Consider the following 15,205-nt stretch of genomic DNA (forward strand, 5'->3'; position numbering starts at 1 on the left):
GCACAGGCGGCGGACCGGAGCAAGCAAATGGGACGACAAGAAGGTCAAAAGATTTTTTGAAACTGTTTTATTTCAAAGCCTTACGGGAAGTTTGCGCGGAGTGGAGAAACCGGGCGCAAAGCGCGATTCATGAGCGTTTGCGCTAGACTCTTCGGTTGCCATGGAAAGCATCCGTCGTCTCCCTCGTCATCCTATGGCTTGACCATAGGATCCATGCTGTTGCGGTGGACATTGGCACAGGCGTGGAAAACGACGCGCATTCTTTGAGAGGCCTGGCTTTGCCTTCGGCGTTCTGGCATGGATCCTCGAGTCAGGCCCGAAGATGACGAAAGAGCGGGGTGGGAAGAGGGGAGAGAGGGCAAATCTTCAGGCTGGGCCTAAAGACGTGCCTCCATCTCGGCACGGATGCGCTTGGCTGCTTCCTCTTTGACCGGACCGTAGCCTCGGATCTGCATCGGCAATGCAAGGATCTCGGCCAGTTCTGCCGCGTTGCCGGCATCGAGTTTTGCAAGCGCCTTCTCCACATGTGCCTCGTACCAGCCGATCAGGTCGCGCTCCATGCGCCGCTCCGCCGTGTAGCCGAACGGATCGAAGGCGGTGCCGCGCAGTCGCTTCATGCGGGCGAGCATGCGGAACGGCAGGCGCACCCACGGGCCGAACTGGCGCTTGAACGGTCGCCCGCGCGCATCCGTGCCGGAGGCGAGAAAGGGCGGGGCGAGGTGATGGACGATGCGATAGTCACCCTCGAACTCACCGGCGATGCGCGCGGAAAAGCCCGTTTCCGTGTGCAGGCGCGCGACCTCGTATTCGTCCTTGTAGGCCATCAGCTTGAACAGGGAGCGGGCAACGGCCCGGCTGACGGCATCGCTGCCGAACGGCGCTTCGGCGGCACGCACGCGATCTACGAGGCGACGGTAGCGCGCGGCATAGGTCGCGTTCTGATAGTCGGTCAGGAAAGCTTCGCGGCGGGTGACGATCTCGTCGAGCGTTCCGTCGGTCTGCGGCTTCGGGTCGAGCAGGCTCTTCAGCGCGTCGGGCTTTTCCGCCGCCAGACGGCCGATGAGAAAGGCCCGATGGTTCTTTTCGGTGGCGACGCCGTTGAGCACGATGGCCTGGGTGAGCGCGTTGAGCGAGACGGGCACGAGGCCCTTCTGCCAGGCGAAGCCAAGCATCATCACATTGGCGAACACCGTGTCGCCCATAAGCTTTTCAGACAGGCGGTTGGCGTCCATGGCGGCGAGCGCATCCTTGCCCGTCACGCCTTCGATGGCGGCAAGCCGCTGGTCGACACGAAGGCTCGCATCGCGTTTGCGCACGATATCGCCGGTGGGCATCTCGGCAAGGTTCGCCACCGCGCGCATGCCGGGGCGGTAGCTGGCCGAGGCCTTGGGCGAGGACGACACGACAATGTCGCAGCAGATCAGCGCATCCGCTGCACCGCGATCGATGCGGACCTGATGGATTTCGTCGGGAGACGATGCCAGCCGGACATAGGAGAGCACCGGCCCGAATTTTTGCGCAAAGCCGGTGAAATCAAGCACGCTCGAACCGCGTCCCTCCAGATGCGCGGCCATGGTGACGAGCGCGCCGACGGTGACGACGCCGGTGCCGCCGACTCCGGTGATCATCAGGTCGAAGGGAGTGTCGAGCGCTGGAAGCTTGGGATCGCCAAGGTCGGCGGCAAGCTGCGCGAGATCGATCTCAATGCCTGAACGCTTCTTGCGGGTCGCGCCCTCGATGGTGACGAAGCTCGGGCAGAAGCCGTTCACGCAGGAAAAATCCTTGTTGCAGGACGACTGGTTGATCTTGCGCTTGGTGCCGAACTCGGTTTCGAGCGGTTCGACGGAAAGGCAGTTGGACTCCACCGAACAGTCGCCGCAGCCCTCGCAGACCAGATCGTTGATGACGACGAATTTCTTCGGGTCTTCCATCTGGCCGCGCTTGCGGCGGCGGCGCTTCTCCGTGGCGCAGGTTTGTTCGTAGATGAGGACCGAGACACCCTTCACCTCGCGCAACTCACGCTGGACGGAATCAAGCTCGCGGCGGTGATGGATGGTGGTGCCGGCGGGCAACTCGCCGGGCTGGAACTTTTCCGGCGTGTCGGAGACGAGCGCAATGCGCTCAACGCCCTCGGCGCGTGAGGAATGCGCGATGGCCTGCACGCTGACGGGACCGTCCACCGGCTGGCCGCCGGTCATGGCAACGGCGTCGTTGTAGAGGATCTTGAAGGTGATGTTGGCCTTTGCGGCAATCGCCTGCCTGACGGCCATGGAGCCCGAATGATACCAGGTGCCTTCGCCGAGATTCTGGAAGATGTGGTTCCTGCCGGTAAAGAGCGAGGAGGCCGCCCAGTTCACACCCTCGCCGCCCATCTGGATCAGCGAGGTGGTTTCGCGGTCCATCCAGCTTGCCATGAAATGGCAGCCGATGCCGGCCAGCGCCTGTGAGCCTTCCGGCACTTTGGTTGAGGTGTTGTGCGGGCAGCCGGAGCAGAAATAGGGCGTGCGGGTCGCGCCTTCCACCTGAAGCGAGATGGCTGGTGTGGCAAGGATCTTTTCAGCGCGGGCGATGAAGCCGTTGCCGGGGAAAATGCCTTCGAGCCGCCTTGCGACGATGGGCAGAAGCAGGCGCGGCGAAAGCTCGCCGGTCCACGGCACGAGGCGTTCGCCATCCTCGTCGCGCTTGCCCACCATGGCGTGCGGCTTGTGGCCGGGCCAGTCGTAGAAATATTCCTTGAACTGGCTTTCGACGATGCCGCGCTTTTCCTCGATGACGAGGACTTCCTGCTTGTCCTTCACGAAGTCGAGCGCGGCGCGGCGGGCGAGCGGCCACACCATGCCGACCTTGTAGATGTCGATGCCGAGCTGCCGGCATTCGGCCTCGCCAATGCCCAGAAGGCGCAGCGCCTCCATCAGGTCGAGATGGGCCTTGCCGGTGGTGACGATGCCGAAACGGGCATCCTTCACATCATAGATGTGGCGGTCGATGGGGTTGGCTTCGGCAAACGCCAGAACGGCGTGCTTCTTCGCCTCCATGCGCTCCTCGATCTGCGGGCCGGGAAGGTCCGGCCAGCGATAGTGGAGCCCGCCGGGAGGCGGGGTGAAATCGGGCGTCTCGAATCTGCGGGGGAGTGGGATGCCGACGGAGGCTGCCGATTCCACCGTTTCCGAAATGGCCTTGAAACCGACCCACATGCCTGAGAAGCGAGACAGCGCGTAGCCATATTCGGCGAAAGCCAGATATTCCGACACGCTGGCCGGATTGAGCGTGGGCATGAACCACGACATGAAGGCGACATCCGACTGGTGCGGCATGGAGGAGGAGACGCAGCCGTGATCGTCGCCGGCAACCACCAGCACGCCTCCATGGGGCGAGGAGCCATAGGCGTTGCCATGCTTCAGCGCATCGCCCGAGCGGTCGACGCCGGGGCCCTTGCCATACCAGAGGCCAAAAACGCCTTCGACCTCGCGCTTCGGGTTGGTCTCCACCTGCTGGCTGCCGAGCACGGCGGTAGCGGCGAGATCCTCGTTGACGGCGGGGAGGAATTCGATGCGAGCGTCGTCGAGCCGGTCCTTCGCCTTCCATAACTCAAGGTCGAGCGCGCCCAGCGGCGATCCGCGATAGCCGGAGATGAAACCTGCCGTGTTGAGGCCGCTCGCGCGGTCGCGGCGCGCCTGATCGAGCACGGCGCGCACGAGCGCCTGCGTGCCGGTCATGAAGACGCGGCCCTTTTCCTGGGTGTAGCGGTCCTCGAGCTGATAGCGTGCGAGTTCGCCGGCCTTGGGTTGGACGGTCATGCAATTCCTCCGGTGCAGACTGGAAGAATTCTAAACCGGCAGGGGTGGAATTTTGTGCCAGATTTGGCGATTGGAATTTGGTTTCTGGAAGGATTGACCGATATATATCGGTGTATCGGATAATTTTTCAGGATTTGGACCTATGCCCGAAAAGCTGAACGAACAGGACAGGAAGCTTCTGGACGCGCTTCAGGCCAATTGCCGGCTCTCGAACCAGGAGCTGGCGGAGCGGGCCGGCATGTCGGCTTCGGCCTGCTGGCGGCGGGTGAAGGCGCTGGAGGAAGCGGGGCTGATCACGCAATATGCGGCTCTGCTGGATGTGGAGAAGGCGGGGCTGGGGTTTCAGGCCATCGTGCATGTGTCGCTGACGCGGCATGACCACCGGCATGTGGATACGTTCATCGCCGAGACGCGGCGGCGGCCCGAAGTGCTCGACTGCTACTCTACGACGGGAGAGGCGGATTATCATCTGCGTGTCGTGTGCCGGGACCTGGCGGCCTATAACCGGCTTCTCGAAGATTTTCTGTTTCGCCTGCCGGGCATCGCCAATGTGCGCACCAACCTCGTTCTGAAAGATATCAAGAAAAACAGTCCTGTTCCGGTGCAGCTTAAGGCCAATTGACAATCGGCGTTCGGTCACTTCCCTTTCGGGCGCCAAATGAGGAGGAGTTCGAATGACGAATGTGGCGCTTACCGGCCTTGCGCGCGATCTTGAGCAGCGGGCGGAAGAGGGGCGGCCGGTGCGCATCGGCCTGATCGGCTGCGGCGAGATGGGCACGGACATCGTCACGCAGGTGGCGCGCATGAAGGGCATCGAGGTGGCGGCCATTGCCGACACGCGGCCCGAACGCGCGGCAAAGGCCATCGAGATTGCCGGGCGCGCCGCCGAGAGCGCGGTGGAGGTTGCAACGGCGGGCGCGATCAGCGATGCGATCCGCGCCGGCAAGACAGCGCTTTGCGGCCATTCCCTGATGGTGGCGCAGAACGATCTGGTGGACGTGGTGATCGACGCCACGGGCAAGCCGGCGGTGGGCGCGGAGATCGGGCTTTCGGCCATGGAGGCGGGCAAGCATCTCGTCATGATGAATGTCGAGGCGGATGTGACCATCGGCGCTTATCTGAAGCGCGAAGCGGCGCGGCTGGGCGTAACCTATTCGCTGGGCGCGGGGGATGAGCCCTCTTCCTGTATGGAGCTGATCGAGTTCGTTTCGGCTATGGGGCACGACATCGTTGCCGCCGGCAAGGGCAAGAACAATCCGCTCAACATCGACGCTGTGCCGGACGACTATGCCGAGGAAGCCGCGCGCCGCAATATGAATGTGCGCATGCTGGTCGAGTTCGTCGACGGCTCCAAGACGATGGTGGAAATGGCGGCCATCGCCAATGCCACGGGCCTCGTGCCGGATAGGCCCGGCATGCATGGCCCGGCGGCAAGCCGCGAGGAACTATCCAGCGTTCTCTGCCCCGTTTCCGATGGCGGCGTGCTCTCGAAAAAGGGCTGTGTCGACTTCACGGTCGGCAAGGGTGTGGCGCCGGGTGTGTTCGTGGTGGCGGAGATGGACCACCCGCGCCTGCGCGAGCGCATGAACGATCTGAAGCTCGGGGAGGGGCCGTACTACACTTTCTTCCGGCCCTATCATCTGACCTCGTTGGAAGTGCCGCTCACTTGCGCCCGCGCCGTGCTCTACAACAAGGCGGACATGGTGCCGCTCGACAGGCCGGTTGCGGAAGTCTGTGCGGTGGCGAAGAAGGATCTGAACCCGGGCGACCGGCTCGACGCCATCGGCGAATATTCCTACCGCTCGTGGATCATGACGGCGGAAGAAGCGCGCACGGCGAAGGCCGTGCCATGCGGGCTCCTTGAGGGCGGCACGGTGACGGCCCCGGTGAAGAAGGGCGCGCTTCTGACGCATGCGAATGTCGCGCCCGACGCGGCTTCGCGGCTGGTGGCGCTCAGGGCGCGGCAGGATGCGATGGTGTTCGGCGAAGGGTGATGGGCGTGGGGCGAGTGCCAGAGCCTGCGCCGATCCTCTACTTCCCCAGTTCGATTGAGCGCTTCTTGGCCGCATCCACCGCATCGCTCACAAGATCAAGCAGCCGGTTTTCATCCATGAAGACGGAGAGCGCGGCGGCGGTGGTGCCGTTGGGGCTTGTCACCTGCTCGCGCAGCTTGCCGGGTTCTTCATCGCTTTCCTTTGCAAGCGATGCAGCACCATAGACCGTCTGCATGGCAAGAAGCTGCGCGGTTTCTGCCGGCAGGCCAGCCTTCTCGCCAGCCGCCGTCAGGCATTCGATGAAATGGAAAATGTAAGCCGGGCCCGAGCCGGAAACGGCGGTCACGGCGTCCATCAGCTCTTCATTGTCGATGGTGGTGACAGTACCGCTGGTCGCCAGCAGCTCCTCGGCGAAGGCTTTTGCCTCACCGGTCACATTGCGGTTGGAGAAGAGCACCATCATGCCCTTGCCGATGGCGGCCGGCGTGTTGGGCATGCAGCGCATGATGGCGGCATGGCGGCCAAGAATTTCCTCGAACGTGGCCGTGCCAGTGCCGGCAAGAACGCTGACGAAGGTGGCTTTGTCGGCAAAGCGGGCATAGGCTGGGGCGACATCGCGGATGACCTGCGGCTTGACGGCGAACACGATCATGTCGGCACCTGCGTCAAGCTCGTCAACGCTTTCGGCAACGGTTACACCCAGGGCCGCAGCGCGTGCGCGCAGGCCCTCGTTCGGCTCTATGACGGTGGCGTCCTTCGAGGCCAGCTTGCCCGCGGCGATCCAGCCCTTCAGCATGGCATAACCCATATTGCCGCAGCCGACGAGGATGACCGATTTGCCCATGAAACTTCTCCCTTGATGATGGCAAAGGAATGCCGCGTGCGAGCGGGGAATGCAACGGCTGAGAGGTCTGCGCAGGGAAATTCCCGTTTGCGGGCCGAGGGAGGGTTTGCTAAAGCGCGTTATCGAACTCGATCAACCACCGGACACGGGGCCGAAGCATGAGCGCCAAGAAAGCACGCAAATAAGCCGCAGCGACTTTTCTGTTGTTGCGGCTGCCTGTCCGGGTTCCCTTGAAAATCTCTATGAACTGCAGGCGCCGCCAAATGTCTTCCATTTGACGGATGCTTTGTCATGCCAAATCGAAATCCGCGGCTGTGGAGTTACAGCCTGCCGGTGGCGCTCGCGCTGCTGGCACCTTTCAACATTCTTGCCTCGCTCGGCATGGATATCTACCTACCAGTCGTTCCGGCAATGCCGGCAATTCTCGGCACCACACCGGCCACGATCCAGCTGACCCTCACGCTTTATATGATCATGCTTGGCGTGGGCCAGGTTGTGTTCGGTCCCCTGTCGGATCGCTGGGGCCGGAGGCCGGTCCTTTTGGGTGGAGCTCTCCTTTTTGCGGGCACGTCACTTGCGCTTGCGGCGACATCGACAGCGGGTCTGTTTCTGGCGCTTCGGGTTGCACAGGCCGCAGGTGCTTCAGCGATGCTTGTGGCGCTCTTCGCGACCGTTCGGGACGTCTATGCCGGACGACCTCAAAGTGCCGTGGTTTACAGCCTTCTGAACGCGATGCTCGCCTGCGTACCGGCGTTCGGCCCGATTGTCGGTGCGCTGATCGCCGAAAACCTCGGTTGGCGCGCGATCTTCGTGGGGCTTGCTGCGCCCGCAGTTGTGATGCTTGTGTGGTCGCTCGCCGGATGGCACGAAACACGGCCGCGCGATGAGGGGATGCGCGGGGTCTCGTTCGCCCCCATGCTTCGCAGCATGCCGTTCTGGGCCTATACGCTCGCTTTCGGAACGGCGATGGGCACATTCTTCGTGTTCTTCTCCACTGCTCCGCGCGTATTGATCGAGAAGGCAGGCTATTCCGAGTTCGGCTTCAGTCTCGCCTTTGCGACCGTCGCTTTCATAATGATGGCAACGGCACGCTTCGCCGCGCGTTTCGTAGAACGCTGGGGTATCGCCGGCAGTGTCATGCGCGGCATGGCCACGATGTTGCTGGGTGCGTTTCTGCTCCTTGCAGGCGCGTTGTTCCTGCCGCCATCGTTCCTGTCATTCATCTTGCCCATGTGGCTCATGGCGGTCGGGATCGTCTTCACCACGTCGGTCACTGCCAACGGTGCTCTGGAGGATTTCGGCGATATGGCAGGAACGGCAGTGGCTCTCCACTTCTGCATTCAAAGCCTGATCGTCGGCCTTGTCGGCACGGCTTTCGTCGTTGCGCTTGATGGCGCCACCGCCATGCCGCTGATTGCCTATGTAACCGTCATGGCTGTGGTTACGCTTCTTGCGCTGATGCGGTTGCGAAGGTGGAGCTGAACCGGAAAAGACATGCGGGCCGGTCCACCGGCCCGCATGCCAATCAGTTCAAGTGCCAAACCTGCGGCCTGCGTCCAGCGCCAGCCCGCGTCCGACGGAGCCGAACATGTCGCCTTCGACAACGGATGCGGCCGGCAGGATGCGCAGGACGTTTTCGCGCAGGAGCGGGATGGCCGAGGAACCGCCTGTGAGGAAGAGGGCGGTGATCTGTTCGGGCGCGATGCCAGCAAGGGCGAGTGTTTCGGAAACGGCATTTTGAACGCGGTCCACTGTGGCGGAGATGGCGTCGTTCAACTGGTCGCGGGTGACCGGCAGGTCGAGCGTCTCGTCAGTAAGCTGAAGCTTGATGGCGCTTTCGGTTTCGTCCGTGAGCGCAATCTTTGCCCGCTCCACCGCGCCGACCGCCGCATGGCCCTGCCGGTTGGCGACCACGTCGATCATCCGCTCGACAAGCTCGGGTTGGGCAGCCTCATAGCGGATCTGCTTCAGATCCGTCATGGCGCGATTGGTATAGAGCATGTGGATGCGCTGCCAGGTAGCCAGATCGTTGAAATAGCCAGCCGGCAGAAAGCGCTTGCCGTCTTTCGTCTGCGTGCGATAGCCGAATTCGGGCATCAGGCGGGCGAGGCTCAAAAGCCGGTCGAAATCCGTGCCGCCGATATGCACACCATGGTTTGCGAGAATATCGTCCTTGCGGTCCGCCTGTTTCGCACGGTCGGAGGAAACGCGGACAATGGAAAAATCGGACGTACCGCCGCCGATATCGACGATGAGCGCGAGTTCTTCGCGGTCAACCTGCTGCTCATAATCGAGGGCGGCAGCAATCGGCTCGAACTGGAACTCGATATTAGTGAAGCCGCGGCGCTGCGCGGTCTTTTCCAGTTCGTCCTGCGCGCGCCTGTCGGCTTCCGGATTGTCGTCGACGAATTGCACCGGCCGCCCAAGCACAATGTTGTCGACCGGACCTCCGAGATGGTTTTCCAGATTGTCTTTCAGGAAATGCAAAAACGAGCCGATAATGTCCGAAAAGGCGATGGAATGCGCCTTTATGCGCGTTTTCTCGTGAATGAGCGATGAGCCCAGAACGCTCTTGAGCGCCCGCAGGAGGCGGCCCTCCACATTCTCCGTATAGCGGCTGACGGCGCCGCGCCCGAAATAGGTACGGTCATCCTCGAAACTGAAGAACACGGCGCTCGGCATGGTGACCTCGCCCGCTTCGAGCGCGACGAGGCGGGGTTCGCCGTTCTCCATGAAACCGACTGTGGAATTCGACGTGCCGAAGTCGATGCCGCCGCTGAGCGCTCGCATGGGACTATCCTTGCCGGAATGTGGATCGATTGGGGGAGGGGAGCGATACACAATCGGCGGCGGGAAGTCGACCGTCTGCGGGGTTAATTCTTTTCCGGTTCGCGGTATTGCTCGTTGGCATAGCCGAATTCGGCCATGACGCGACCCAGCCCGACATAGACGGGATACATGGCCGTGGAGGCGGAGCCCGTCGTGGCAAGCCCGAGTGCACCGCGAAACGGCGAGGCGGCGAGCAGCGCGAGACTCTTTGCAAAGACACGTAGCTTGCCAAAACCCTGATTGCTCCGCTTCTTCTTCTCGACAAGCGTGGAGATGACGCCATTGCGCAGCGCACGGGCGCGGATCCAGTCTCGCTCAACGCGGCGTTCGGGCACGATCTCCTGCGTCTCGGCCTCCGCCGACCAGGCGAGGCGGAAGCCTTTCTGACTGGCACGGCTTAGAAAATCCGAATCGCCCCCGCCCATGAAATTGAACCGAAGATCGAGAAAGGGGCGCGGCATGGCCTCCAGAACCCCCCGCGACAGGAGCAGATTGCCGGATGAGAAAAGTGCCGGAACCGTGCCCGTCTCACCATAGGGCGGGGCAAAGACCGGGTGCGTCGCCCAGCGTTCATGCGCGGGCTTTGCGAAGACGGGCACCTGTGGCCCGCCGACGATATCGGCCTCGAAGCGCTCGGCGGTGGAACAGAGATTTTCCAGCCAGTGCGGGGAAGCCAGTTCGTCATCGTCGATGACGGCGAGATACCGGAAATTGGGGAATTCCTTGAGCGCCGTTTCCCAGCCGGCATTATAGGCGCAGCAATTGCCCCGCTTGTGGGCGATGATCACGAGTCCGTTGAAGGTTTCATCGGCAAAAAGCGGTGCTGCGGCGTTGGCTCCGGCGCGCTCCTCGGCCTCATTCTCCATAACGATGACGGCAAAAGGGCGCTCGGTCGCCTGGGAGGCAAGCGAGTGCAACGTGTTCAACAGTTGCTCCGGCCGCTTGAACGTTGGAACCGTTACAACGCATGCAATGGCCTGCGCGGTAAGCGATGGCGTGCGCGCGACCACTGAAACCGATTTTTCCGCGTTGTTTTCCGTCACGATCCCGCCAAACCCCTTTTGCGCTCCTCATAAGCAGCGCTGGCGATTAAGGCGGCGTTAAATACGGCTGGTTTTTGCGGGTGGCAGATGGTGCTATGCCCGCGAAAAGTGGACGATGGCCACGTCTCCTTAATCAAGAGTTCATCGCTGTTTGAAAAAACAACCCAAACAGGAAAAGTGCATGCATCTGATTTTTGCGACATCCATGGTTCCCGACGGAACGCCGAAAAGTGGCTACGAGATCGCCAACGCGGCCGTTCTCGACGCGCTCACGCGGGCCGGCTGCCGGATGTCCGTTATGGGATTTGCATGGAAGGGGCGCGAGGAACGGAAAATCGCCGATGGCACGGTGGTTCTTGGAGAGCTTGAGCCGCGCACCGAAGCCGCCAGCGGGCTGACAAAGCTCGGCTGGCTTGCCAGAGCAATGATGCGGGGCATGACGTTTTCGTCCGCCAAGATGCTGCGGGCCTCGCCGGGAGATGTGCGCAGGGCGCTGGAAGGGTTCGGGCGGGTTGATGGCGTGATCTTCAATTCCGTGCAGTTCGCCGGTGCGTTTCGTCAGGTCTTTGCCGACCTGCCGTGCATCTATGTTGCGCACAATGTGGAACATTTTTCCGCCCTGCAGAGTGCTGATGCCGCGCGCGGGCTGGTGGGGCGCTTCATGTTTCGCCGCGAGGCGCGTCTTTTGAAGGCGCTGGAAGCGGATCTTTGTGCGCAGGCGCGTTTTGTCTATACGCTCTCTGAAGACGACCGGCGGCTTCTGGGCGTGGACGACGACAGGCGCTCGGCGGTTCTGCCGCTTGTGGCGCACGCACCCGCCGTTTCCGGGCCGGGTGAGCGCCAGACGACCCATGACGCAGCGCTCATCGGCACATGGAGCTGGGCGCCGAATCGGATCGGCCTCGACTGGTTTCTGGAAGAGGTGGTTCCGCACCTCCCCGAGGGCTTCCGCATCGCGGTGGCGGGCGATGCGCCGGCAGATCTCGCGCAAAGGCACGGGCGCGTGACTTTCGTCGGGCGTGTGCCGGATGCGGTCGAATTCGTGCGCAGCGGCATGGTGGTCCCGCTCATCAGCCGCGCCGGCACGGGGGTGCAGCTAAAGACCATTGAAACATTCGAACTCGGCCTGCCGAGCGTTGCGACGCAGAGCGCGCTGCGCGGTATTTCTCACAAGCCGGAGAACTGCATCGTGGCCGATGATCCGCGCGCCTTCGCCGAAGCGCTGGTGCGAGCGGCAAAGAAACCCGTCGATCTTGACGGGCGTGCCTTCCACATGGCGCAGCGCAAAGCGCTAGACACGGCCATTCTTCATGGGCTTGATCAGGCTGGTTTCAACCGGCGGGATAAAGCCGCATGAACGTTGCTGCACCAAAATGTGCGCATGCGGCCCATCCGCGGCGCGACGTCCTGGGGACGGACGTTTCGGTCATCAGCCGTGATGGCGCGATGGCCCTGCTGGCTGAAAACATCGCCGCCCGCCGGTTTATGCCCGTCACGTTTCTCAACGCGCACAATGCCAATGTGGCTGTCGCCGATGCGCGTTTTCGTGAGGCCCTGCCGGGGTTTCTGGTGCTCGCAGACGGTATCGGCGTCGACATCGCCTCGCGGATGCTCTACGGCGAGCCGTTTCCCGACAATCTCAACGGGACGGACTTCGTGCCGCAATTCTTCCGCCAACAGAAGGAGAAGCTCACGGTCGCCCTGCTCGGTGCGCGGCGCGAGAACGCTCTTGCGGCTGCCGAAAAACTGTCCGAGCAGGCACCGCAGCATGAATTCGTCTTTCTGCACGATGGCTATTTCGAAGCGCGGGACGAGGAAGCGATTCTCGCACGTCTCAGGGCGTTGAAGCCCCATGTGCTGCTCGTCGCCATGGGCGTACCGCGCCAGGAACTGTGGATCGCCGATCATATCGGCCCCGAACACTGCACGGTGCCGATTGCCGTAGGGGCGTTGCTTGATTTCCTGAGCGGTGCAGTGCCGCGCGCGCCCCTCTGGGTGCGGCGTCTGCGGCTGGAATGGCTGTTCCGTCTTGGGCTGGAGCCACGCCGACTGTGGCGGCGCTATGTGGTTGGCAATCCCGTCTTCCTCCTGCGGGTGCTTCGGCAGAAGTTTCTGGGCAGGCGGGGCAGGGTGTAGCCATGACCGGTGAGCACAGCACGGCGATCGTCACGCCAAGCTATGCAGGCGACTTTGATCGTTGCCGGCTTCTTTGCGAGACGATGGACCGCTTTGTGACAGGCCATAATCGGCATTACCTCCTGGTGGCCGGACACGATGTCGAGCGCTTTCGCACACTGGAGACGGACCGGCGCGTGGTGGTGGACGAGCGCGATCTCCTGCCCTCCTGGCTCCATGCGGTGCGCGATCCCACCGTCTTTTTCCGGCGTCATGTATGGCTGAGCACGCGGCTTGCGCCCCTGCGCGGCTGGCATGTGCAGCAATTGCGGCGGATTGCCTTTGCCGAGAAGGCCCAGGAAGAGACCCTGGTCTATTGCGATTCCGACGTCGTGTTCCTGAAGCCTTTCGATTGCAGTGCCTTCTGGCTGGACGGGCAGGTGCGGCTTTATCGCCGCGACGGGGGAATGAACTCGCTGGTCGATCTCGGCCATCGCGACTGGTCGGCGAATGCCGCGCGTGCGCTTGGCCTGCCGGCAGGCCAGGAAACCGAGCACGATTACATCACGACACTGATCTCATGGCGTCGTGACACGGTTGTCCGCATGCTGCGGCATGTCGAAAAGGTGAATGGCACGCCGTGGATCAGGGCGGTGGCTGCAGACCGCCGGTTCTCCGAGTGCATTCTCTATGGCCGTTACGTGGATGAGGTGCTTGCGGGCGAGGGGCATTTCCACGATGACCGCGCGCTGTGTCATGTTCTCTGGTTCGGCAGTGAGCTCGATGCCGTCGGTGTAGAGGACGTCGTCGCTAGGATGCAGCCTTACCAGGTGGCGATCGGCATTCAGTCATTCATCGAAACCGATCTCGCACCGCTCCGCCGCATGATTGGCTAGATCGCCGTGCGTCCATGCGGACGCGCAAAGGACGATCCAGACTATTGATGGGGCATCGGAACAATCCGGAACCGGATTCCACTTTTCGGCCCGATGCTATGAGCGGATCAGACCCGCCTGGCGGGCCTTGCGAGCGCGCGGTAGGTCAACACCACCGACACCAGGTAGAGCACCGCGAATACCACGTTCATCGACAGGACGATGTCGCTGGTCTCATGAAACGATTTTAGAACCAGCGAGAGCAGTGCGGCCTTGGCAGTGGCGAGCACGGCGAGGTTGATCGCGCGAATGAGGGTCTGGCCGCGGGCGAAGAGCAGGTCGGCCTGGTATTCAGTCAGGTTGCGCAGACCGGGAACGGCGAGCGCCAGGATGACCAGTGGAGCAGTCTGCGCCACATTGCTGCCGAGCAGGGTCGGGTAGAAGACGAGGATGATCGCAAGAGCCGCAAGCGCGAGTGTCGAGATGGCGAAGATCGCGCCCTCGATGCCGAGACGCAGCCTCCAGCGGTTCAGCATTTCCGGCGTCCGCATCATGCGCTGAACGAGCAGCATGGAGAAGGACCGGATCGGGATCGCGGTGAGATCGACCAGCCGCATGATGATGGCGTAGATGCCGGCGAGTGTCGGGTTGCCGAGCGCGAGGACCAGCAGCTTGTCGAACTCCATCTGCAGATAGAAGAGCACCTCCGCCGCGGCGACATAAAGCGCGTCGGGCAGGCGGCGCCCGTAGAGTGCCGGTCGGATGCGCAGTCGCTGCCGGGGACGGTAGAACACAAGCGAGAACACAAGCGCGGCGCTGTTGGCTGCGAGGTAGAACACGGTCCAGCTTAAGAGGTCTTGACGCGCGTGAAATGTGAAGAGAAAGGCCGCTAGCGCGCGGATTGCAATGCTGACGATGAGGATCGTCGCGGCACGGCCGAAACGGTTGAGACCGTTGTTGACAACGATCACGGTTTCCGTGAGCCGCCAGGCGATCGCCTCGGAAGCGATGACTAGCGCAAAGGGCAATACGCGCATATCGCCAGCGAAGAAAACCAGATACAGAACCGCGCTGGCGAGCGCTATGAGCGGCAGCGATGCAAACGCCAGCAGCAGGAAGCCGGCAGCGTAGGTTCCAAGGAGCCGGCGCTTGACGGTGGCTATGCGATAGAGCGTGGCGGTAAAGCCGAGCGCGAGAATGCGCCCGACCATCACACCGGCGGCAGATGCGGTGGCGAACAGGCCGAAATCGGCAATCGTCAGGCTGTTTGCCAGGATCACGAAATAAATGAGCGAGAAGACCAGCCGGCCGGCTGAGCCGCTGATCGCCGCAAGATAGTCGCGCAGCACCTGACGCTGGCTGGTTATGATGTCGCGGAGCGAAATGAGAGGACCCTGGATTGCCTGGTTTCGATATGCGATTACGGAGACATTATCCGACAAAACTTAATGCGCTGTTCCATGACCTGACGCAGCGGCGAAAAACACGTGGCGCAACGCCGGTCGTTAACCCTTTGTTACCCGTGCCTCTTTAGCTTGAGTTAACATAATCGCGGGCTTATGCGCCCGCTTCACGTTCATGAGTGAAAGCTGCACGCGCGATGTTCGACGCCGAAAATCCAAGCAAGAGAAGGCCTCGGAGTGGCGGGCGCGCACGTTCCCTGCTGTCGATGCAGGAGCCTGGGCCGGAGGCTGGGCAGGAACAGGTA

Annotated in this window: 11 protein-coding genes; 6 read left to right on the forward strand and 5 right to left on the reverse strand. The window is 62.3% G+C overall.

Annotated elements, in window-relative coordinates; genetic code table 11:
• Positions 1 to 377: 377 nt before the first annotated feature.
• Positions 378 to 3,797, reverse strand: coding sequence for an indolepyruvate ferredoxin oxidoreductase family protein (locus BLW55_RS15525; protein WP_090329399.1), 3,420 nt, complete (start codon positions 3,795 to 3,797; stop codon positions 378 to 380).
• 142 nt (positions 3,798 to 3,939) lie between these two features.
• Between BLW55_RS15525 and BLW55_RS15530 the strand changes: the two genes are divergently transcribed.
• Both BLW55_RS15530 and BLW55_RS15535 read left to right on the forward strand, forming a co-directional pair.
• Complete coding sequence (locus BLW55_RS15530) at positions 3,940 to 4,419, forward strand: Lrp/AsnC family transcriptional regulator (RefSeq protein ID WP_090329400.1); 480 nt, start codon at positions 3,940 to 3,942, stop codon at positions 4,417 to 4,419.
• Between the two features lie 52 nt (positions 4,420 to 4,471).
• The gene (locus BLW55_RS15535) at positions 4,472 to 5,791 is read left to right on the forward strand and encodes an NAD(P)H-dependent oxidoreductase (RefSeq protein ID WP_090329401.1); all 1,320 of its coding nucleotides are present in this window, start codon (positions 4,472 to 4,474) and stop codon (positions 5,789 to 5,791) included.
• 37 nt (positions 5,792 to 5,828) lie between these two features.
• Here the strand turns inward: BLW55_RS15535 and proC are convergent, their stop codons facing one another.
• Complete coding sequence (gene proC / locus BLW55_RS15540; RefSeq protein WP_090329402.1) at positions 5,829 to 6,635, reverse strand: pyrroline-5-carboxylate reductase; 807 nt, start codon at positions 6,633 to 6,635, stop codon at positions 5,829 to 5,831.
• A 291-nt stretch (positions 6,636 to 6,926) separates the two neighbouring features.
• On the opposite strand from proC, the gene cml reads away from it, so the two are divergent.
• The gene (cml, locus tag BLW55_RS15545; protein WP_090329403.1) at positions 6,927 to 8,117 is read left to right on the forward strand and encodes a CmlA/FloR family chloramphenicol efflux MFS transporter; all 1,191 of its coding nucleotides are present in this window, start codon (positions 6,927 to 6,929) and stop codon (positions 8,115 to 8,117) included.
• Between the two features lie 48 nt (positions 8,118 to 8,165).
• Here cml and BLW55_RS15550 read toward each other — a convergent pair whose 3' ends face one another.
• A complete protein-coding gene (locus BLW55_RS15550) occupies positions 8,166 to 9,425 on the reverse strand; it encodes an Hsp70 family protein (protein ID WP_090329404.1) in 1,260 nt (419 codons plus the stop codon).
• An 83-nt stretch (positions 9,426 to 9,508) separates the two neighbouring features.
• A complete protein-coding gene (locus BLW55_RS15555) occupies positions 9,509 to 10,507 on the reverse strand; it encodes a glycosyltransferase family 2 protein (protein ID WP_090329405.1) in 999 nt (332 codons plus the stop codon).
• Between the two features lie 181 nt (positions 10,508 to 10,688).
• On the opposite strand from BLW55_RS15555, the gene BLW55_RS15560 reads away from it, so the two are divergent.
• From BLW55_RS15560 to BLW55_RS15570, 3 genes are read left to right on the forward strand one after another with little or no spacing between them, the layout of a single operon-like run.
• A complete protein-coding gene (locus tag BLW55_RS15560) occupies positions 10,689 to 11,864 on the forward strand; it encodes a glycosyltransferase (RefSeq protein ID WP_090329406.1) in 1,176 nt (391 codons plus the stop codon).
• The gene (locus BLW55_RS15565) at positions 11,861 to 12,643 is read left to right on the forward strand and encodes a WecB/TagA/CpsF family glycosyltransferase (RefSeq protein WP_090329407.1); all 783 of its coding nucleotides are present in this window, start codon (positions 11,861 to 11,863) and stop codon (positions 12,641 to 12,643) included. Before BLW55_RS15560 ends, BLW55_RS15565 begins: the two co-directional genes overlap by 4 nt.
• A gap of 2 nt (positions 12,644 to 12,645) precedes the next feature.
• The gene (locus tag BLW55_RS15570) at positions 12,646 to 13,518 is read left to right on the forward strand and encodes a DUF6492 family protein (protein ID WP_090329408.1); all 873 of its coding nucleotides are present in this window, start codon (positions 12,646 to 12,648) and stop codon (positions 13,516 to 13,518) included.
• Positions 13,519 to 13,625: 107 nt separating this feature from the next.
• On the opposite strand, the gene BLW55_RS15575 is transcribed toward BLW55_RS15570, so the two are convergent.
• Positions 13,626 to 14,897 carry a lipopolysaccharide biosynthesis protein gene (locus BLW55_RS15575; RefSeq protein ID WP_177175137.1) on the reverse strand — a complete coding sequence of 424 codons (1,272 nt, stop codon included), beginning with the start codon at positions 14,895 to 14,897 and terminating at the stop codon, positions 13,626 to 13,628.
• Positions 14,898 to 15,205 lie beyond the last annotated feature (308 nt).

It is taken from the genome of Nitratireductor aquibiodomus (assembly GCF_900105565.1).
In the GTDB taxonomy this organism is placed as follows: Bacteria; Pseudomonadota; Alphaproteobacteria; order Rhizobiales; family Rhizobiaceae; genus Nitratireductor; species Nitratireductor aquibiodomus.

Bases quoted from the DNA above. Each gene is read 5' to 3' on its own strand.
- BLW55_RS15570 (WP_090329408.1), top strand. From the start codon at position 12,646: ATGACCGGTGAGCACAGCACGGCGATCGTCACGCCAAGCTATGCAGGC.
- BLW55_RS15565 (WP_090329407.1), top strand. From the start codon at position 11,861: ATGAACGTTGCTGCACCAAAATGTGCGCATGCGGCCCATCCGCGGCGC.
- BLW55_RS15535 (WP_090329401.1), top strand. From the start codon at position 4,472: ATGACGAATGTGGCGCTTACCGGCCTTGCGCGCGATCTTGAGCAGCGG.
- BLW55_RS15560 (WP_090329406.1), top strand. From the start codon at position 10,689: ATGCATCTGATTTTTGCGACATCCATGGTTCCCGACGGAACGCCGAAA.
- cml (WP_090329403.1), top strand. From the start codon at position 6,927: ATGCCAAATCGAAATCCGCGGCTGTGGAGTTACAGCCTGCCGGTGGCG.
- proC (WP_090329402.1), bottom strand. From the start codon at position 6,635: ATGGGCAAATCGGTCATCCTCGTCGGCTGCGGCAATATGGGTTATGCC.
- BLW55_RS15525 (WP_090329399.1), bottom strand. From the start codon at position 3,797: ATGACCGTCCAACCCAAGGCCGGCGAACTCGCACGCTATCAGCTCGAG.
- BLW55_RS15530 (WP_090329400.1), top strand. From the start codon at position 3,940: ATGCCCGAAAAGCTGAACGAACAGGACAGGAAGCTTCTGGACGCGCTT.
- BLW55_RS15550 (WP_090329404.1), bottom strand. From the start codon at position 9,425: ATGCGAGCGCTCAGCGGCGGCATCGACTTCGGCACGTCGAATTCCACA.